The organism is Candidatus Poriferisocius sp. (assembly GCF_965208355.1).
Lineage (GTDB): Bacteria > Actinomycetota > Acidimicrobiia > Acidimicrobiales > Bin134 > Poriferisocius.
The window spans coordinates 188,249-208,401 of sequence record NZ_CBDBOM010000002.1; the positions used below are offsets into that span (position 1 = coordinate 188,249).

Annotated in this window: 16 protein-coding genes and 1 CRISPR repeat array; of the genes, 6 read left to right on the forward strand and 10 right to left on the reverse strand. The window is 61.8% G+C overall.

The features are described from left to right. Nucleotides 1-564: 564 nt before the first annotated feature. Nucleotides 565-3,645: a CRISPR direct-repeat array (repeat unit 29 nt; unit sequence GGGCATACCCCCGCGAGTGCGGGGAGAAC). A gap of 18 nt (nt 3,646-3,663) precedes the next feature. The 8 genes from cas2e to cas3 are packed head-to-tail and all read right to left on the reverse strand — an operon-like array spanning nt 3,664 to nt 12,494. After that, complete coding sequence (cas2e, locus tag ACOGXH_RS00940; protein ID WP_419927240.1) at nt 3,664-3,996, reverse strand: type I-E CRISPR-associated endoribonuclease Cas2e; 333 nt, start codon at nt 3,994-3,996, stop codon at nt 3,664-3,666. Nucleotides 3,997-3,998: 2 nt separating this feature from the next. Then, on the reverse strand, nt 3,999-4,973 hold the full coding sequence (gene cas1e / locus ACOGXH_RS00945; protein WP_419927241.1) for a type I-E CRISPR-associated endonuclease Cas1e: 975 nt from the start codon (nt 4,971-4,973) through the stop codon (nt 3,999-4,001). A 3-nt stretch (nt 4,974-4,976) separates the two neighbouring features. After that, nucleotides 4,977-5,612: a type I-E CRISPR-associated protein Cas6/Cse3/CasE gene (gene cas6e, locus ACOGXH_RS00950; protein WP_419927242.1), complete on the reverse strand. Its 636-nt coding sequence runs from the start codon at nt 5,610-5,612 to the stop codon at nt 4,977-4,979. Continuing rightward, a complete protein-coding gene (gene cas5e / locus ACOGXH_RS00955; protein WP_419927243.1) occupies nt 5,609-6,412 on the reverse strand; it encodes a type I-E CRISPR-associated protein Cas5/CasD in 804 nt (267 codons plus the stop codon). The genes cas6e and cas5e overlap by 4 nt, the downstream gene beginning before the upstream one ends. Then, nucleotides 6,409-7,554: a type I-E CRISPR-associated protein Cas7/Cse4/CasC gene (gene cas7e, locus ACOGXH_RS00960; protein ID WP_419927244.1), complete on the reverse strand. Its 1,146-nt coding sequence runs from the start codon at nt 7,552-7,554 to the stop codon at nt 6,409-6,411. The genes cas5e and cas7e overlap by 4 nt, the downstream gene beginning before the upstream one ends. Beyond that, nucleotides 7,547-8,137 carry a type I-E CRISPR-associated protein Cse2/CasB gene (locus ACOGXH_RS00965; RefSeq protein ID WP_419927245.1) on the reverse strand — a complete coding sequence of 197 codons (591 nt, stop codon included), beginning with the start codon at nt 8,135-8,137 and terminating at the stop codon, nt 7,547-7,549. Before ACOGXH_RS00965 ends, cas7e begins: the two co-directional genes overlap by 8 nt. Beyond that, nucleotides 8,134-9,633, reverse strand: a complete 1,500-nt coding sequence (locus tag ACOGXH_RS00970; RefSeq protein ID WP_419927246.1) for a type I-E CRISPR-associated protein Cse1/CasA — start codon at nt 9,631-9,633, stop codon at nt 8,134-8,136. The genes ACOGXH_RS00965 and ACOGXH_RS00970 overlap by 4 nt, the downstream gene beginning before the upstream one ends. After that, nucleotides 9,630-12,494 (reverse strand): CRISPR-associated helicase Cas3', encoded by a 2,865-nt coding sequence (cas3, locus tag ACOGXH_RS00975; RefSeq protein WP_419927305.1) that lies wholly within the window; start codon nt 12,492-12,494, stop codon nt 9,630-9,632. Before cas3 ends, ACOGXH_RS00970 begins: the two co-directional genes overlap by 4 nt. A 294-nt stretch (nt 12,495-12,788) precedes the next feature. On the opposite strand from cas3, the gene ACOGXH_RS00980 reads away from it, so the two are divergent. The 6 genes from ACOGXH_RS00980 to ACOGXH_RS01005 all read left to right on the forward strand — a co-directional run bounded on the left by ACOGXH_RS00980 (nt 12,789) and on the right by ACOGXH_RS01005 (nt 16,274). Next, nucleotides 12,789-13,757 (forward strand): hypothetical protein, encoded by a 969-nt coding sequence (locus ACOGXH_RS00980; protein WP_419927247.1) that lies wholly within the window; start codon nt 12,789-12,791, stop codon nt 13,755-13,757. 146 nt (nt 13,758-13,903) lie between these two features. Beyond that, the gene (locus tag ACOGXH_RS00985; protein WP_419927248.1) at nt 13,904-14,083 is read left to right on the forward strand and encodes a hypothetical protein; all 180 of its coding nucleotides are present in this window, start codon (nt 13,904-13,906) and stop codon (nt 14,081-14,083) included. Between the two features lie 72 nt (nt 14,084-14,155). Further along, entirely contained in the window at nt 14,156-14,851 is a 696-nt protein-coding gene (locus ACOGXH_RS00990; RefSeq protein WP_419927249.1) for a hypothetical protein, read from the forward strand. Beyond that, nucleotides 14,848-15,282, forward strand: coding sequence for a DUF488 family protein (locus ACOGXH_RS00995; protein ID WP_419927250.1), 435 nt, complete (start codon nt 14,848-14,850; stop codon nt 15,280-15,282). The genes ACOGXH_RS00990 and ACOGXH_RS00995 overlap by 4 nt, the downstream gene beginning before the upstream one ends. Nucleotides 15,283-15,431: 149 nt before the next feature. Next, nucleotides 15,432-15,824, forward strand: coding sequence for a BsuBI/PstI family type II restriction endonuclease (locus ACOGXH_RS01000; RefSeq protein WP_419927251.1), 393 nt, complete (start codon nt 15,432-15,434; stop codon nt 15,822-15,824). Nucleotides 15,825-15,998: 174 nt separating this feature from the next. Then, entirely contained in the window at nt 15,999-16,274 is a 276-nt protein-coding gene (locus ACOGXH_RS01005) for a hypothetical protein (protein ID WP_419927252.1), read from the forward strand. Between the two features lie 232 nt (nt 16,275-16,506). Here ACOGXH_RS01005 and ACOGXH_RS01010 read toward each other — a convergent pair whose 3' ends face one another. Together ACOGXH_RS01010 and ACOGXH_RS01015 are read right to left on the reverse strand one after the other, a co-directional pair. After that, the gene (locus tag ACOGXH_RS01010; RefSeq protein ID WP_419927253.1) at nt 16,507-18,663 is read right to left on the reverse strand and encodes an RCC1 domain-containing protein; all 2,157 of its coding nucleotides are present in this window, start codon (nt 18,661-18,663) and stop codon (nt 16,507-16,509) included. Between the two features lie 133 nt (nt 18,664-18,796). After that, nucleotides 18,797-20,092: a hypothetical protein gene (locus ACOGXH_RS01015; protein WP_419927254.1), complete on the reverse strand. Its 1,296-nt coding sequence runs from the start codon at nt 20,090-20,092 to the stop codon at nt 18,797-18,799. Nucleotides 20,093-20,153 lie beyond the last annotated feature (61 nt).

Here is a 20,153-nt window from a genome sequence, read left to right on the forward strand (position 1 = left end):
ACGCGACCAACAGGTCATCCACAAGTCGCACCCCGCCGGGTGATGACCGACCAATCCCTACGCCTTGCCCAAAACGGGGGCCGCACCCGAAGCCGCTGGCCATACGATGGGGAAGTGGTCCCGGCCTCGGTGACCAAAGATTCGGGCGATGTCATGGCGCGGCGGCGCGCTCAGGACCAACCGCCTGGTCTGAATGCTCGGCGTGAGCACTAGAGGAGCTATTGAGATGGGCCGGAGTTCGCATTCACCGGAGAACCGGCTGCGGTCCTTGCAGCCCCCCTCGGATTCCCACAGCTTCACGCTGGCAGGAGCACAGATGATGTACTCGGCAACCGGTGTCGCGACGGACTGCACGATCAGCGGCCATCGGCGAACACGGGTCTTCGAGTTCCCTGGGGCGTACGCGACCCTCAGCGGCGACGAGCCGCATCACCGCATATACGAGTCCGCTTCTATACAGGCGCACGTCACATCGAATCTCGCGGGCTACTTCGACAGCGCAGAATTCAGCGACCACTACGCGATCAGAATTTTTCACTGCTACCACGTTCCCTGCCTGCTGGTCGGCATACCCCCGCGAGTGCGGGGAGAACCACTGCTGATCCAGGGTGCCGTCCTCGATCATGGGCATACCCCCGCGAGTGCGGGGAGAACCCGTCGCGTCGCTTCCGTCATCGCCCTTTATCGGGCATACCCCCGCGAGTGCGGGGAGAACTTGCAGTCCAGAAATTCCCATATCTGGGGCTCGGGCATACCCCCGCGAGTGCGGGGAGAACCCCTGGGTGCGCACCACCGTGATGCCGTGGATGGGCATACCCCCGCGAGTGCGGGGAGAACCAGCGTTCGGGCCGACAGCTGGTCTATGAGCTCGGGCATACCCCCGCGAGTGCGGGGAGAACAGGTCGTAGCTCATTATCTTGCCGACGACGGCGGGCATACCCCCGCGAGTGCGGGGAGAACGGTGCACGCTGCCCGGTTCCATCATGAGCGACAGGCATACCCCCGCGAGTGCGGGGAGAACTCGTCTTGCTCGAAGATGAGCCCGGCCTGGGTGGGCATACCCCCGCGAGTGCGGGGAGAACCCATCGGTTATCTCCATTCATTTGTGTTCGGGGGGCATACCCCCGCGAGTGCGGGGAGAACCCAGCACACTGGGTCGTGACCGACACCGAGATAGGCATACCCCCGCGAGTGCGGGGAGAACTCGGGGTCCAGGCCGATCTGGCCCCGTATCTCGGGCATACCCCCGCGAGTGCGGGGAGAACGTCGCCGCTGCCATCTTGTCGGCCCACGTCTGGGGCATACCCCCGCGAGTGCGGGGAGAACATGCAGGGCTACGGGCTGCGCGCCGCCATCATGGGCATACCCCCGCGAGTGCGGGGAGAACTGTTGTCGTTCCAGCCTGGGCCTGGGCCACTAGGGCATACCCCCGCGAGTGCGGGGAGAACCGGTGTTTGATGGCCCGGTTGACGTTGCTGTCGGGCATACCCCCGCGAGTGCGGGGAGAACTACAGGGTGCCCGGCCCCCGGGTGGCGGCGTCGGGCATACCCCCGCGAGTGCGGGGAGAACTCGGGCCAGGTGATGCCGGTCGACTGGAATACGGGCATACCCCCGCGAGTGCGGGGAGAACTCGTCGTCCGGCGATGCGGTGTCGAGGGGCCCGGGCATACCCCCGCGAGTGCGGGGAGAACCGAGGACACCGACGCCGCCCCGACCTACGCCTCGGGCATACCCCCGCGAGTGCGGGGAGAACCTACCAACAGGCGGTGACAGTCACCTGCCCCGAGGCATACCCCCGCGAGTGCGGGGAGAACGACCAGTTCATGTTCGACGGGCAGGAGTACTCGTGGCATACCCCCGCGAGTGCGGGGAGAACGACGGGGCTGACGGGGCGTTCTTCCAACCGGTGGGCATACCCCCGCGAGTGCGGGGAGAACTCGCGGCACCACTTGGTGTAGAGCCCCTTGCCCGGGCATACCCCCGCGAGTGCGGGGAGAACACAACAAGATGGGGCGGCGCCACACCGAGATCCGGCATACCCCCGCGAGTGCGGGGAGAACTCGTGAAATTCATCAGGGAAGCCAACATCGGCAGGCATACCCCCGCGAGTGCGGGGAGAACGTCTCATCCTGACTGAAATCGAGCGGAGTGTCGGGCATACCCCCGCGAGTGCGGGGAGAACCACCGCCTAGCGCTAATTACCAGCCAAGCCGAAGGCATACCCCCGCGAGTGCGGGGAGAACCAACCTGCCCGACCCTCAAGTTGAGTGGTGGAGGCATACCCCCGCGAGTGCGGGGAGAACAAGCCTTGACAGCCCCCGCCCACCCCTATATCGGGCATACCCCCGCGAGTGCGGGGAGAACGGCCGGGCGGTGACCGAGAGCCGATCCCCCGAGGGCATACCCCCGCGAGTGCGGGGAGAACCCAGGGCGGCACCATCTCCCAGGGCGGCCGCTAGGCATACCCCCGCGAGTGCGGGGAGAACCTGTTGACCGGGGACCTGTCGGCGTCGTGGTCGGGCATACCCCCGCGAGTGCGGGGAGAACCGACGGGGGAGGGTGTGATGGTGACGACCGCGGGCATACCCCCGCGAGTGCGGGGAGAACTCGATCTCGCGGACTGCTGCGAGCAGATCGAAGGGCATACCCCCGCGAGTGCGGGGAGAACGCGCCCTCGATGACGGGCACGCCGAAGCCCTCGGGCATACCCCCGCGAGTGCGGGGAGAACAGGTCGGTGAGGTTTTGGGCGGTGTGGACGATGGGCATACCCCCGCGAGTGCGGGGAGAACGCTGCGCATGGTGCGGATCGACGGCCAACCTGGGGCATACCCCCGCGAGTGCGGGGAGAACGCCCAGGCCAACCTCCAGGCGCTGGAGGCGTCGGGCATACCCCCGCGAGTGCGGGGAGAACGGAAAACCGGTTACCGAAAATGGAACAACCTGGGGCATACCCCCGCGAGTGCGGGGAGAACGTGCCGTTCGACACTGTGATGGAGGGCATCTTGGGCATACCCCCGCGAGTGCGGGGAGAACCGCGTCGAAATCGGCAATCAATCGCCTTACTTCAGGCATACCCCCGCGAGTGCGGGGAGAACCGCCCGCCTTCGCGAGTCGGCCCGAAATCTAGGGCATACCCCCGCGAGTGCGGGGAGAACCTCATACGGTTACGCCAATACTGAGCGCGTTAGGGCATACCCCCGCGAGTGCGGGGAGAACTCGTTCCACAATGGGGACTTGGAGAAGTCGTAGGGCATACCCCCGCGAGTGCGGGGAGAACCATCAAACCAGTTCATTAGTGTTTCTCTTTCTGGGCATACCCCCGCGAGTGCGGGGAGAACTGGCTGAGCGCATTCCGGGGCTGATCTCCAAAGGGCATACCCCCGCGAGTGCGGGGAGAACCCGCACCGACCAGCGACAGCGGGACTCTGAACAGGCATACCCCCGCGAGTGCGGGGAGAACCGACTTTGTGATAGCGCTGGCCCTGGCGCTGATGGCATACCCCCGCGAGTGCGGGGAGAACTCCAGGTGGGTCTGGTACTGGTCCCAGCAGATGGGCATACCCCCGCGAGTGCGGGGAGAACTGCCGACCTCGAAGCGATGCTCGATTGGGTCAAGGCATACCCCCGCGAGTGCGGGGAGAACCCTCCGTGACCTGGAGGTTTAGGAGGGTGATTTTGCCTTTTTCGGAATTGCTGGGTTGTCAAGGTGCTGTGCTGGTAGAGCTACCAATTGGATGCCATCCAAGTCGATGATATGCCGCCTGTCTTCTCCGCAGGATCGAATGCTGAAACCTTGCTCGGTGTTGTCGGGATGGATCAGCAGCGCCCAACCGCCATGCGTTTCCTCTTCGACCACAGCCCAGAGCTTGTCTCGGACTCTTGCTGATACACAACCGACGAACACTCCTGCCGCGGGTTCAATCATCCACCGGGTCAAGGCGTGGCGTACGTTTGGCGGAACCGCTGTAAGGATCATGGTTGCGTGTCCAGCCATCGTCACCCGACCTCTGCGTCATTTCCATAGTTGACTCCGGCCTTCAGAGGCCCTCTATCAGGCGACCACAAATGGACGATCCCGTCCTCGTCTGTCTCGCGCAGGCCGCTGCCTGGCTGATGGTCAGGATCGAGAACGTGCTGGATATCGGCGACCACTCGACGCGTCAGATGAAACGCACGCATATCTTCCCGCATTGCTCGCCTGACGGCTCCAGGCGGGTCATCCTCTTTTGCTGAGGCGAATGCTTGGGGCACCGCTACATCTAGCTTGTAGAGATCAGCGATGTCGTACACAAACGAATACTGGGAGCCGGTGTGAATGAAGCCAAGTGCCGGTGATGCGCCAATGGCGACAAGCGTGGAGTGGACGATTCCGTAGAGCAGCTGGTTTGCTGTCGTAAGCGCTTGATTGACCGGATCAGACTGGTCGAATTCCTGGGGGTTGTAGGCCCTTTTGAACGGGATTCCATGTCTTTGAGACATGGCCCTATAGGCGTTCTTGACCCTGTGTCCTTCCATGCCGCGCAACTGGTCGATGGTTTTGTCGGCGACCAAGGAGTGGTCGGTGAACCGGAGCCGGTAGAGCCGTTTGGCCACCTCGGTTCGCTGGTTGTCATCCGCCCATTGCTTAGCCTGCAAGTGCAACCACTTTGTTGTCAAGGAGCTGTGGGCGACTGCCCCGTGAAAGTGGGCACCCGCTTCCCCTGACAAGATGAGTACGCCTCCGTCGCGGAGTATCTGTGCCGAAGCGGGCTGTGTAATCGAGGTGCCAGGCCCCAAAAACGTCGCGGCTATCGAGGCAGTAGGCAGGTATACCCTTTCGACTCCTCTCTCTTCTGTGCGAAAGACAGCGTGAACGCCGTTGTCGTCCCGTTCCACTCTTGCCATGTTGACGTAAACGAAGGCGAGTTGGTCACTGACCCTTGGAAGCATCGCCAGGGTAGGACGTTGCAGCTTGGAGGGGAGTTTCGGCATCGTCTATTGGGCGGAGAACCTGGCAACAGTCAACAACCCGCAGCCCCACGCTTTCGCTCTGCCCACACCTCCCTCGATTGCCTCTCTGAGAGAATCGGCATCAACTACCTCGGCTATCCCGTCGACTCTTATCGAATAGATCGGGACTCTCGCTCTGTCCCCGTTGTCTCGATACAGATTTCTGGCAGGTTGCCCTGTCAAGACGGGGGCATCTAGGGGGGTCAGCCCGATTCTCTGCTCGCGGGCTTGCCACCATTCAGCCTGCTCGCAGAATGGGATAGCGGTTTGCTTGTTCTGGCCGCCAGCTCGGCTGCTCCTCACTGGGTTGACCACTGCCCTGTAGTTGACAACGTGGCCTCGCTCAAGCGAGGAAAGGTGGCGGTCGATGCTCTTGCTCCTGAACCGGCCATATTCGCCAGGGAGGCGGGTGAAATCAGGTTGGCCCCTTGACTGGATGAGCAGCGTTGGGGATTCGGAGGGTTCTATCCGCCACAGTACGCCAAACTCGCTGCGGGCCTGGCCTGAATCCGCTTTGGGGAAAAGCGACATGACCCTTCGGTGCATCGAGTAGGCGTTGCGCGAATCTACTCGGCATTGCCTGGAGCGCATGTTCATCTCAAGGATGGACAGGGTTGTCATGGCGACGCTCCAAGGGATTCGTACAGAGCCTTCGCCCCCGCGAGTCCGCGTCCCACGCAGGCCGTTTCTGGCAGATACATCTGTTCTCTGGTGACTTTGCGGTCTAGGTGATACAGGCGGCGAGGGTCAAAGGTGGTTGGGCTGTCTTGCCGGGCGGCGACTTCGAGGGGGTCGGCACTGGAAGGAGCTGACATCTCGACCAAGACGGGAATCGTCTGCCCCTCGTTGCCAGCGCGGTCGTAGAAGCCAGAATCGGTCGTAGGTCTTGGGGTGCCTCCGTGGGGAGATCGCAAGAGAGCGGCCTGCTCCAGAACTTCTCTGGCTGATCTGTCTCCCGTCAAGACCACCGCTATACGCTCGCCAGGCGGGCAGCTGCGCCGCCCTAGGTAAAGGGGACGCGCCGGTTCTAACAGCGCATCAAACACCATCTCTGGGGCAGCGCCGTCTGGTGGCGGCGTGTAGACCGCCAAGAACGCGGCGTCTGCTAGGTACTGCCTGTGGGTGACGACAGGATTCTTCAACTGGTTCCCCTTGTCAGCGGTTAGCGCGAATCGGCCTGCGGTTCCGACTGTGTGGAAGTCGGTAACCAGGGTTCCTGGCCTGTCAGCGCGCACGGCCAGCTCGGCCCCGATTGCCAGGTCGCCGATGCCGTCGAGCCGTTTCCGCCCAAGAGCATTGGCCACAATGCCGATGACCCCCGAGAGGGACGGCATCGAATCGGTGGGGCGTTGATAGATGCCGGGGGCGGGGCCTCCCCATGATTGAAGAGGGCCGTCCAACAGCATGACTACACCGGTCATCCGACAGCCCCTACGGCCTCCTCTACGGTGTCCAAGAGATCATTGAGGCCGTTGACGCGAGCGCCCAATCCTCCCGCTTCTTCCGGGACGCCCTCCGACCCGACCGCGGCATACCAGGCTCCGATGATGCTCCCACTGCCGTAGAAGTCGTTGATGTCGCGGGCGTGCTCGCCCAGCCGGGCGATGCTCCCCGACAGATGCCCGCCGTGCTTGTTCGGCCTTACCGGCGACTCGAAGGCTGTTGCCAGCGAGACAGGCCGGTCGGAGCGAAGTGTGGCCGCGATCAGCGCTGGCATGGTGTGCGCGTTCGCAGCGTTTTGCTTTCCAGTCGGCTCCGCAACAGTGAAAGCCTCCACGAAGTTCCTCGCCACCTCTGCCACTGCTGCTTGCGCCCCGTCAAGGGAGTCGCTCAATAGCCCGATGCCTACTGTGGCATGGCGGTAGAACACGCCAGAGGTGTACTCGGAGACACCGATCATCCCGGCCCCCGTCTCCTCGTCGTTGTCCTGTATCTCGTCATCCACCGCAGTGAAGTAGTCAAGCTCGGGAGTGGATGGGTGCGTTGTGAACGCATGGGCCACTTGCAACGCCCCGTCGACGTTCGAGCCGGGCAGATCGGCGAGCATCCTTCCGCAGAGGGCGATGATCGCGTTCTTCTGGCCGAACGGCCCGGTCAGCTCGTCCTTGGTCTGCCTGTCGGGCTTGAACCCTTCAGCGAGAATCGCATCCCGGTGCTTGTCAACCGCGGTTGCCAGCGTCTCGGCTGTTTCAGAGGTGGTGAACGTCAGTTGGTCTCCTTGCAGTTCCTCCTCCTCTCCGACTTGGACGCCCTTGACGCTTATGCCTGCGAGGTCGAAGAGCCGGGTTACCGCTGCTTGGGCATCGGGGCCGTCGAATGCGAAGTCCCTGACCAAGACTTCGCGCACCAACTGGGGCAGTCTGCGGGTCCGAAGCGCCTTGCCCAAATCCGTCTTGGTCTCAAGCCACAGTCGGGAGGCGCGTTTCGTGCATTGCGACGAGACCCGCGATCTCGTGACTCCACCAAAGGTCATTTGCTTCGGGGTGCCGAGATTGTCCCTGTTCAGATTGCTGAACGGCACTGTTTGGAGGACGTGGACATCCAAGAAGGCGTTGTCAGTCATGCTTTTTCCTTTCCGGGGATTCCCCCTTCTGGTTCTCTGTTTCGAGATTGTGCGCTCGGTGGTAGGCGCGATACCACCGCCTTCTGACGGTGAGCGCCTCCTCACCGCCGTTTGTGAGTCGCGCGAGATCGCTGATGGTTTGCGCCCAGTCGACCGAGGAGGGTTGGGGGCAGACCTCAAGCGCCCTTGTCATGTGATTGGTGCGTTCGGTGGCGCTCATCCCTTCTCGGGTCAATAGCTCCAAGATTCTCCTGGCGGTTTCTTCTTGGACCCGCCGCCGCTGGTGGGCGAGTTGGGCGGCTACCGAATCCAACTGGCGGCTAACGCCGGGGGCCTCCTCGTCCTGTTTGCTCTTGCCGTGGTACTTGGCGCACCATGCCGCGGCACGAGCCATGATCAGCGCCCGGTCGAAGTCTGGCGGCAGCCAACCTCCGAGAATCCAGAGAGCGTCGGGGGGAATGTCCCCATCGGCCCGGAGCGACCGCTGGAGAACCGCTCTCGAGCTGCTGTCGCGTTCCACGCGCTGCTTCACGAAACCCATGAAGTTTTCATAAGGGCTGGTCCTCGGTTGCGCCGTGCTCATGCGGCCTCCTCTCCTGTTGGTGGGCTGCTTGCCCTTTCCCACAGCTCAAGCCATTTGCGGCTCTCGATGACATCCAACAATGTTCGGGGAGCGTGTGAGAGGTGTTCTGTGGCCCTGTCATAGCCTTGTAGGGCGTAGCCGCGCAGACGATCCTTGATTGCCTGCTGGCCCGTATTCTCTGTTCCGGCTACCACCTGCCAGAAATCGGTTTCCGCCAGTCTCCAAAGCTCCGAGCGGGCCGGTGAATAGACGTAGAAGCGGTGTTCGGGCTTGGCGGGCATTTGCCCCGTCTGATGCCATAGCTTCGCTATCTGAGATGTCAACCGCTTCTCTGCCTCGTCAGCGAGATGGATGAACTCCCTGGCCCTCAGCGCTGCCGCTGGCTCGAAGACGCTCAGAAGGTCTGGAACTAGGTGCCTGTCCCAGATCAGGTCTTTCGACTTGTCGCCCAAATGGGAGACGACCGCCCACGAGAATCGGCCTGGCGGGTAGATCGTCCCGCCGTTCTCCCCAGTCGCCCATTCCAAAATGTGCGCCCGCGCCTCGTTCTTGCCGTCTTTGTTCTTGGCTACGAGGGCCTCGGATTCGCGCCAAAACGCTTTAGATGCTTTGGGCTTGCGGGGTTCTCCGTCAGGCCCGTAAAGCAAGTACGGGTCTTCGCAGAACAACGAGCGGTCCACGCCGGGACCTTCCGCGATAGTGAACCCTGTGATCTTGCCCTCCTCAGTCCGAAGCAGCATTGTCTTGTCCTGCCTACCGGCAATCTGCTCCAACAGCCCCGCCCGTTTCGCATGTGGCATCACGGTGGTCGATGGTGGGGGCTGCTCCCAGAAAGGGAGTCCGAAATCCGTCTGCCCTCCGAGCAGTGGAACCAGATGGCCAATGAGCGTCTCAGCGAACGTGCGTGCGACAGGGTGAACGGACATTGTGCCTCGTAAGGGACTGCCAACAAATTTGCCTTGCTTTGTCCACACTGGATGCTTGGTGTGCAGGCCACCCCAGGCGTAGTGCCTCAACACAAGCAAACGCTGTGCAGCGAGACCTTCGGGCAGCACGTCCGTTGCGAAATGCGGACCCAATACTGCATTGTTCCCCGAAGCCCAGACTGTGACAGCCTTAGCGGCTTCGTGAGGCGACACGCTCTCAAGTGTCTTGTCTTGGCCGAACGGGTGGCAGTCTTCCGGCCCTCCGACCAGCCAGAAGCGGTCAGCGTGCCGGTCCAGATAGCGGTCGACTGCCTCTTCGTGGAACCGGGCTGTGTCCAGTGCTGATGCCTGGTGTGCTGCGAAGTCCTCGTCGGTTACGCTCTGGTCGGCATCAGTGAGCCGGTACGCGATGGGTATCAGCAGTCGCAGGACTGCCTCAGCTAGGCCGAAATCCCCTCCGGGCCATCCCGGCAGATTGTGGGCGTCGATGAGGGCCTCTCTGATGGAGATTTGTCTGTCGCCTATCGGTATCCACGGGTCATGGATGAGGTTGAACCCGCCGGTGTTCATGTCCGCGCCTCTCTCGCTATCACCAGTCCGATTTCGTCGTCGAATTGCAAGGTGTGGCCTCCGGCCTCGATCTCTCTGCCCGCTGTGATGTCGCCGATCAGCGCCCGCCCCACAGGGGTGCGCCCCCATCTGTTTCCCAGCTGGGGGAGTTCTTCCACCCATGCCGGGTTTGGGAATGACACTGGAATCGCAGCGTCGAAAGCCTCTCGGATAGCTGTTTCGCCGGGAGAGCGGTCGGGGTCAACGGGGATCGACGCTCCGTTTCGCAGAAGCAGGCTGCCGCCGGAAGGTTGTGCTGGTATCACAAGGACCGAGAAAGCGCGATGCCGGGTGCCAGGGTGGGTTTCGTCGGTGTCTATGTTCCCTGTCAGCCTGTGGAGTGGCTTGTCGTGTTCCCAGGGGTGGGGGATGGCCCAGTTTTCGGCCTGGCTCATGTCCTGGTCTGCTCGCACCAGGTGGGCGAGGGTTGCCTCCTCTGCCTCTTCGGCGAGGGCGCTGTCGTAGTCGAAAGCGTCCTCGCCTTCGACATCGGCGCGGTTGACCAGATCGGGGATGCCGTCGGGCACCTCAACGCTTAGGGGATTCTCCGCTGTCAGACACGCCCATGCAGCCATCAGATCGGCTTTTGAGTAGATGGGCGACCCTTTGTGTGGTTCACCTTCCGGGGTGTGTGGCCATACCACCTTGACGGGCACCGCTGCTCCGTCAGGCGTTTTGCGGTGCCTCCACACTCGACCAGCTCGTTGCAGCAGTGCAGACATGGGGGCGGGGTCCGTGACCAGCAGGTCGAAATCGACATCAAACGACTGCTCGACGACCTGGGTGGCCACCAGGACTAGGCGCTCGGGCCTGCCAGCCTGGCTTTCTCCCAAAGTCTCCAACAGCTTCTCGGAGCGTCCTCTCCGCACCCCTTGGGGCATTCGAGAATGGATGATCTCCACCGATTCACCAGGTGCCAAAGAGGGGTCTTTCGCCCGCACAGCCCTATATGTTTCCTGAGCTGCCCTAACGGTCGACCTGACGAGGAGCACGCATTGCCCGCCATTCGCTGCGCCGACTGCGATGTCAGCCATTCGCTCGGACAAGTCGCTGCCGGGGCAATTCTCCGTGTCGAACCGTATCTGCCACCGAGAGCGCGGCTCTATTGCCTTGCTGGTCTGCCAGCCGTCCTCCGCTGACCATGACACCCACATGGGATATCCCGACCCAGGGAACGAGTTGTCTGGGGCAACGCCCCCGCTCGCCCCCCTCTGGTAGGCAGCTACCAGCTCGCCGATGCGCTTGTTCGGCATCGTTGCGGAAAGAACCACAACTGGGGTCTTGAGCGCCGCGAGCCATTCCAGGGTTCGGGCCAGCAACCGCCGCATGTAGGGGTCCAGGGCGTGAGCCTCATCAATGATTACGCATCCCAGGGCCGCTGCGAGCATCCGAACAGGGGAATGTTTGGCCTTCAGCGCTCCGAGCAGCACTTGGTCGATGGTGCCGATTCCGTAGGAGCCGAGCATTGCCTTTCGAATGCCCCTCATCCACTGGCTAGAGGCTCGTACCGCATCCTCGTCGTCGGACACGGGGGAGACACCCGGCCGGTCGTGGAGAATGGCCTGCGAATGGACGCGGCGCAGCATGTCCGCCATTCCGCTGCCCTCTGGCGAAGACCGCCTTATGTAGTCTTCGATGCGCCTATGGAGCCCTTCGGCCGTAGCCACAGTAGGCATGGCGAAATAGAAGCCATGCCGGTCAGACGCCCTGCTCATCGTGTCCGCTGCGATCAGCGCTGCCTCTGTCTTGCCCTCGCCTGTCGGAGCGCAAATGAACATGATTCCTGGGCTGGTCGGGCTGAAGTTTTCTTGAATGCTCGCCTGCAACTCCCTCCAGCTGCCCCTCCCAACACCGAACATCGTTTCAGGAGAAGGAGTCGCCAGCGGAGGCGGTGTCCCAAGGTGGCAGTCCGACAAATGGTCCCGTGCGAGACCAACGGCTCTCTGATAGTGCTCGTGACAGTCCAGGGCTTTGGACTTCGCCCACAGATGGCTTTGCTGCGCCTCAAGAAATGGGGTGAACGAGGCGATCCAGTCAGCCAGCACGACGACTGACAGCGTTACCGATGCCGTCAACGACGGCATCGCGCAATCCGGCAGGCTCCCAAGTTCTGAATCGAGGGCAGACCACATTTCCATCCGGGCCTGGATCAATTCTGCCGGGGGCGCGCTATCCACGAGCGCTGCGCCCCCGCAAGCATCGAGATAATGCCTGTCCAACCTCTGGATCACACCGTGGTGGCCACTGACCAGTTGGGCCAGCCTGTACCGATGTCGGTGGTTGCCGATCCTGTCCCAAGTGAGGTGAGCGCCAACAATCTCATGCCTTCCTGCGTTAGCGAGGTCTTGATGGCCGACAGCCCAAGAGGGGCAGGCTGCTGGATCGAAGTTCTGGAATGAGCAGGATGCCTTTCCGATGTCATGCCATCCCGCCAAGACCTTGGTTGCCTGAAGCCAATCCTGCTTAGACCCCCCAGAATGAGAAATCACCACATCGCTGAGGGAAGACGGCAGCAAGCAGTCGAGAATGACCGTAGAAGCAGCAGCAGTATCGAGTAGATGGCCCAATAGGGGATAGGGGTGCTCTAGACCGTGGGACTTCCCCCACAGGTCGAACGCAAGATTCCGAGAGATCGGTGCCCCTTCTTCGGCACCCTGGCTTGCCGCCGCCTTCGTCGACATCGGCGACAGTCTGGCATGACTCACTGTCCCTAGAGGCGGCAAGAGAGTCTGGCGTTGCCAATCGGCATCGCGCGGCCAGCTCGCGAGCAAGACGCTCACCGCGACCCCCCTAGAGCGCTGGTTGTAGACATTCACCTTCATGCTAAGGGTGGGAGTGACAGTTGCAGGCAACGCCGCAAAATGTCTACTGGGCAGACTGCCGCGTGACAAAAGGTGTGCCCCTGAGTTGCCCTAAGGGCTGCTGGCCGGGTCGTCCGTGGCCGGGTCGTCCGTGGCCGGGTCGTCCGTGGCCGGGTCGTCCGTGGCCGGGTCGTCCGTGGCCGGGTCCCCTCTGTTTTCCACCAGGAGTTCAGCCTCTTCCACAACCTTTGGCACTCCGGCGGCCGTCTCTATAAGAATCTGCACCACGACGGCACCGAAGAGGACGCTTGCGAGGTGAGCGACGACATCGTTCGGATACCGACGAAGCTGTTGAGGCAGTTCCAAGCGGCGGCGCAGCTCGTGCTCGTCAGAAATATGGATTCAACGGCTGGGACCGCAGACTCCTTGAGCTGCGATTCGACCGTCCTGAACCTTGACTTCAGAAGCGACGACCATTGTCTGAACCTCCTCATTCGCGAGAACAAGCGGACGGGTGACAAGTTCTCATTGCTGATGGGCAAGAAGACGGTTTTGCCTCCACCCAGGTCTGAATGCGGGCGATGGCCGTTCGACGGGCAGGAAGATGAGGACTACCGGGAGTTCGACATTGGCGAAACCCCGGAGGGCGACCCGATCAAGAGCACCTGCGACCCCGACGCCCTGGACAACTACTTTGGTATCAATCCCGGTGCTCAGCACTATGTAACGCCGGTCTACTTCACCCCAGAGGTGCTAGACCGCTACTACTCCGACCCGAAATACGAGGTGCGCGACGGCTACCTGGCCTGCGGGGGGCTTTGGGGCCTGAGACTGGACAACAACCATCCCGACCATGAGATGGTGTGGCTGGGCGACCTCGGACGAGACCTGCCCGAAAAGGAGCGCCACTACTGGCTCGCCCACAACGTCATCGTGCCTCAGGGGGCCCCCAGCCAGACTGAATCTCCCCGGGTAATGCGCAGGCTCTGGCGGTCCCTGGGGGGATGGAGCCATGTCAGATCAGCGGAGGCCGGGGAGGTACCCGGTTTAGTCTACGGAATCAGGTCAGTCTTCTTCCTCATCCCAGCCGAGGATCGCACCAAGTACCACGAGGATGATGAACAGTGCGACCAGCTCGCCGAGCGCGCTCCAGGTGATCTCCCATCCTCGTTTCAAGATGGTCCCCTTCGGTCAGGGAGTCGTGTCTTTGCCTTGAACGCGACGCTGCCGATCCGAAGGACCGTGGGCGACACGAACCCTCTTGGGATCAGCAGAACCCACTAGCGGGCCGCGTGCATGGCAATCCACAAATTGACCGTGATGTCCGCAAGGGGCCAACTGGAATGGACGAGCACTCTTCGGACCGAAATTACGATTGAAGTCTTCTGAGTGCATTACTGTGATGGGTGCATTTCAGGCAGGGGGATCCCATGAGCAACACAGCGCCCGAGACATCGATTCATCAAGAAGTGAAGGATGCCGATGGCAAAGTCATCGCGGGCATCACCACAGGGACTTCCCAGAAGGCACTTGAGGTAGGCGACAAGTTTGCCGTCAAACACGATGATTTGCCGGGATTCAACGATGAACACTGTGACTGGCTTGCCTAGATGGCAGGTTCTCTTGTACACACAGACAACAACGGCAACGTATGGCATTTTCCGACTCGCGGGGATTTGGAGGTGGAGTTCCCCCAAATGGTGACTGCCGACGGGGCGTTTGACACTGCAAGCGTCAACGAGGCGTTTCAGGCTTGGTTCCGATCTGACCAGTCATCCTGCGTATTCGCTCACAAGATGTCCAAGAACGTGCATTTGAGTGACTGGCACCAGCTTTGCGTGCCCGCCCCCCTTGATGATGCCGGGCTGCACAAGAAGTTGGCTGAGGCCGTGTCCGGCAGGCACAAGGCCACCCAGATTACGTTTCCCTATGCGGACTCGGTGGAATCGATCAGCGAATTGATCCAGCAAGTAGCCAGAGCGGACGACTGGCACGCCAACCGGATAGACGTGCACAACGGCATTGTCCACATAGGGCTTAGGTGGTCGGGTGTGGGCGAGGAACTTGTTGCGTGGGTGCTTGGCTTTGCCCCTCTCAACACTATGCCGGTGACCCGTCGGGCACCGTTCACAGCCCTGATCTTCCGCAGTCAAGACGGGTACGCGAAGCCGCGCAAGGAGAACTCGCCGGACCCGGAAACCGAAGTGCACCTTGCCGACATCTGCGTGGCGGGCACTGAGAACACACCGATATGGACGACTACTCAGGATCAGCGGGCGGCTCTGGTCGAACCGACATTGGAAGGTGGGGCTCGGGCGCAAGTGTCATTCTCTCTCCCCGTTGGAGCGCTGCCGACCGACTTTGGCGTACTCCGGTGAGCAAGCTTTCGATCTTCACCATCGGGTACGAGTCGCGGCGCTCCGAAGAGGTGATGGACCAGTTGGCCCGGTCTGGTGTGGTCTGTCTGTTGGATGTCAGGCTCAGACCCCTGAGCAGAAAGCCGGGGCTGTCCAAGACCGTCTTCGCTGAGAGTTGCAATTTGCTGGGCATTGAGTATATCCACGACAAGCGGCTGGGGACACCCCCAGAGATGCTAAAAGCAGTGCGAGAGAACGGCGGCTACGAAGACTGGGACGAGTACCGGCAGTATCTTGAAGCGCAGACGGATGCCCTGGATAGCGCCTTAGGTATCGTTGATCTGGGGCCGACGGCTCTCATGTGCTTCGAGCTGAATCCCGATGAGTGCCACCGATCAGTGGTGGCAGAGTATCTGCACCGGGCATCCGGGATGCCTGTGGTGCATTTGTAATCAGGCAGTAAGCGAGCTTGTAGGTGAGGACTGCGTAGGGCAGCCGCTTGCAGTCCATCCCGGCGTCCACGCGACCCATCTGGTCGGCGGTGCTGAGCGGGCGCTGGTTGTGACGGCCTGAGAACTCGGCCACATACAGGCCTAAATGCTTGGGCGACATCTCCCGCAAGATCCTGTATATGGACGCCGGCGCGCTGGGGTCGCTCGGTATCGCCGAGCTTGACCGCGGCACGCTCCCCGATGTGGTGGCCTATGAGAAGGAGAGGAACTGGCTGTTCTTGATCGAGGCGGTCCATTCTTCAAATCCGATCAACCAGATGCGGCACCTCACACTGCGGAAGATGACGGAGGCGACCGCCGCAGGGCGCATCTTCATCAGCGCATTCAAAACGCCAGTAATGTTTGCCCGCTTCTCCAAGGAGATCAGCAGGGAGACAGAGGAATGGATCGTCGACCAGCCCGACCACATGATCCACTTCGACGGCGGCCGATTCCTGGCCCCGCACGAGAGCACGCAGGAGGGCGGCGGCCAACCTGGCTGACGGAGCATCGCCCCGCCATTGGCCCATGGACGGGGAGTTGGATGATCTTGTCTTCATCTCCAAACTGCGTGGCAATTCGGGTCTTGCCGACAGAGGGTGCTTGAGTTGGGCAATGCAAACACCCAGTCTCTGCAAGAAGGGGTACTTAGATCCACAGGAAACGGAGGACTCAAGTTGAAGCTCCCAGCCTCCTACACCAAGGAGCAAGCACTTGAGGATGTCAATGGATTCCTCGACCTGATCTCGAAAGACGACTATGACGAGATCTTCAAAATGGCCCCGCTGATGGAAGGCATCTCTGAGATGTTCGACACTCCCAAAGGCCATATTCGCCACGGGCAATTCGAATACGGCTTAGATGGCGAAACATTGGAGCACTCGTGGACAGCAGCTCGGCGCAATGCCCTCAGGTTGCAGGGCATTCTTGAATGGCTGCTCGACTCACCATAGACACCGATTCACGAGATGGCACATGGATGCCAGTCACTAACCTTCAGCTTTGGGGCAACCCACCCTCTCATTCCCAGTCGAGCCGGTAGGGGTCGACTCCTGGAATGAGCCTTAGGCCGTGTTTTCGAAGGTTCGACAAGCCGTTAAACAGGGGAAACAGGGTCTAAGTGGGGTCAGGGTGATAGCTGACCGTGAAAAATTGAATTTGGGCAGGGACAGTTACGGCGGCGGCTCAGCACCAGTACCTCATGTCCTGCGGTTTCGGGTCGATGTCGAGGGTGGTCGGCCACTGGTTGTCGGGGTGTTTTGCTGTTGTTTTGGCGCGCAACCCGGCGGCGCGCAGGTGGATCAGCTCGATGCAGCGTCCCCAGCGGTCGAGTTCTTGTTGTGTGACGGGTTGGCAGTATTCGTCTTCTATGAGGTCTGCCGGTATCTCTGCGGCTCGCGGCGATACCAGCCCCATGACCGCTCGGCATCGCTCGACCCATGTGCCATTCGGGAAGGGGTCAAGCTGGGAGCTGCACACGTCGGCCCATCCGACGAGGCGGGACGGGTCGTAGGGCTGGGTCAAAAGCGCTCTGAACTGCTCATGGGCACATGCAGGATCATCGACGAGGGCGAAATCTATTGCCCATGTCGCTGCCCGGTACGCCGTCGAGCACAGAGCCAGGGACGCGCCGCCAGGGTCGATCTGCGCCGAGTCCCCCAAGTCCATACACGAGCGCAATTCTGCCTGCACGTCGCCTCTGCTCGGAGCGTATGGCTGGGCGAACGCCTCATAAAACGGCGCTTCGGCGACGATCTCTGCTACCAGCATCAGCCTTGAGTCCGGTATGGATGTCGGCTGGCGCTGCCACATCACCGGCGGGTTGGGCGCGCTGCGTCCCCACTGGTTTCCGCCCCAGCAAACAGCAGTGCCGTCAACTCTGATCCCGCACGAATAGTATTCATCGGCGACAACCGAGGTGAACCGGCCCTCAGGGGGGTCGGCCTTGCCGGACCGATTGCTCCCCCAACAGGCAAGGGTCTGGTCGGTCCTTATCGCGCAAGCGTGTCCACTTCCGGCGTCGATGGCGATGAATCGGCCTTCGGGCATGTCCGTCTGCCCGAAATTGTTGGAACCCCAGCAGGCGATGGCCTGGTCGGCTCTGATCCCGCAGGCAGTTGAGACCATCAGCCCAATGGCGGTGAACTCGCCCTCGGGGGGTGTGGTCTGCCCAATGTCCTCGCCGTTCTTGTTGCCCCAGCAGGCGAGGGTCTGGTCGGTCCTGATTCCGCAGGAGAACAAGCCATTGGTCTGGACTGCGGTGAACGCTCCGGGCGGCGAATCGGTCGCACCAGAGGCATCCGATCCCCAGCAGGCGATGGCCTGGTCGATTCTGATCGCGCACCTTGAGAGGCCGATGCTCTTTGTGATCGCGGTGAACTGGCCTTCGGGCGGGTCGTTGTCCGGTGACCCCCCATACCCCCAACACGAGATGCCGAGGTCGTCGGCGCGGATCGCGCACGCATAGGCCCAGCCCAACGCAAGGCGGCCTAGTCGAAGGCCGGAGACGACGACTTCGGTGTACTGGCCTTCCATGTCGGCAACAGTCCAGTTGTAACTCTGATGCCACTGGCTGGGGTTGCTGCTGGTGGAGGGCTTGTCGTGTCCCCAGCAGGCAATGGTCTGATCTGGCGTGATTCCACACCCGATGTTGTGGCTGACGTGCAAGGCCGTGAACCGGCCTTCTGGGGGGCTGTCCACCCCGTAGCTGCTGGTGCCCCAACAGGTGATGGCACCATCGGTTTGCAGGCCGCAGGTAAAATTGTCGAAGCGGAGCCGCTGGCCAGTGTGCGAAACCAACTCAGTGAACGTTGGTTGCACAGGCACGACCGCGACAGCCCCGTCAGACAATACGCAGCTCTCCGCCACCCCGTCGCCGTCCTGGTCCGACGGATACATCTCAAGGCCCTCCAGCTCGCCGCACGCCCCAGGGCCATCCACCAAACCCGAATAGAACAGCGCGTCCGCAGCAGGGGGGACGAACGGGACCGCAGGCGCACCGTCCAAACAGCCGCCGGGAACGATCTCGGTGTCTATGTCGAACAGGCATCGGTAGACATTGAGCAGGGCCTCCTGTCTCGCCACGAGCACATCGCGACGCGCCAACTCCTCCTCGGCGGGAACCCCATCGAACGGCTGGGCAGCCGCGGGCGGCAGCGTCGGCTTGCCGTCAGCGCAGCCTCCGGGGACGACCCCGGTGTCCACGTCGAACAGGCAGCGGTACACATTCAACAACGCCTCCTGGCTCGCGATCAGACTGTCCCTCGACTCGACCTCAGCAACGGTTTGAGCTGAAGCGACAGGGGAGACCAGCGTCCCGGCAAGGGCGACAACAGCGGCCATCGCCCCCCAAGAGCGGTACCTCAACCTCCGTTGCACGCATGGGAGAGTACAGCTTCATGCTCACCCCGCTTGCACAAAGACCAGCCCCTCGGAGCAACCCGGCGCAAGGGTCCAGTGGTTCCTCTACGACTGGTCAGCCCCAGTTGACTGCGTGGTTGTCGCCGAGCCACTGATCCCATTCGGAGTTGTCCGGGTAGCCGCTGGGCGGCTGGGGGCCGTCGTAGAACCAGATGTCTGACGGCGGCCCGGCGGCTCCGATGGCGAACCAGTGGCCTGCGATGGTCTGGCGCTCGGCGTACCAGCGCTGGCCGTTGCTGCTGATGTGGACTCGGATGCCGGTCGGGACGGGAAGGCCGAACTGCTCGGACAGATTGTCGGCGAGCACTTGGACGCGTTCTAGGTATCTGCCCGTCCGTCGATATTCGCCCACCTGTCGATCCGCCAGCCATTGCAGGGCCTTCTTTGTTTCTGCGTGCTCTCTTTGGTCGAGCTGCTTGCGGTCTGAATCGACCCCGGTGACACCGGCGTTCTCTATGAGGCGGCGTTCGGCGGCTTCCTCGGCGGCGATGCGCTCGCGGTCGTCGACGATGATCTGGCCGACTTCGTTCCACGCGTCTTTGAATTCGCTGGTGCGGGCAAAGCGTTGGCCTCCCGCCTTGTCCAGAATTCGCAGGCGATTGAGGTGTCCCCCTGTCCGCAGCACCACTGCAAGGAAGCGCGAACAGACGGGTCGCCCGTTGGCAGCGGAGCGCATCTGTTTGAACGTGCTTTGATAGGTCGAATAGGCCGCTAGCAGGTACACATAGATCAGCGCTACGGCGGTCAGCCACACGGGAAGCAGGAACTCCCGCGCCAAGGCGCGCTGGTCGATGACTGTCCAGCCGTTGACAAGCTGCCAGGCTGCCCAGCCCAAAGCAGCTAGCCCGTATGTGGCGAGGAATCCACTTGCCAGTTTGGCGGCTTGGGCCTGTTGGTGATTCTTGGAAGGCCATTCAGACAAGAGGATGCTGATGAACAACATGGGCTGAACAGGAACCTCGATCCACAAGGAGAACGATGCAAAGTTCGCGACGAACTCAACCGCCGCCAAAACTCCGACCGAGCGCAGGGTCGCCCGTTTGAAGAACCCTTCCTCCTCGATGGCGTCGGTGAATTTCGAGAACAGGCCGAAGCCTGCCAGCAGAAGCCAGAGGACAGTCGTTTTCCAAAGGCCCGGCTCCCAAAGGCCCAGCATGGACGCGGGAACCAGAATCCCCAGTATCAATCCCACGAACGCCCAGACGAACCAGAAGCGGAACAGCGATATGGCAGTGCCGATCAAGCCGAATGTGTTGCTCCGCGTTCGTCTGGTCAGCAACAGGCCCGCCAACATCACCCCCAACCAGAAGAGGGAGGCGATCTCGCGGTTCGTGAACAGCCCCTCGTTCACAGTGTCAACTCCTTACCCAGGAATGCTTGGCGGTCACTGTTGGCGAGTGCGTTACTAGGCG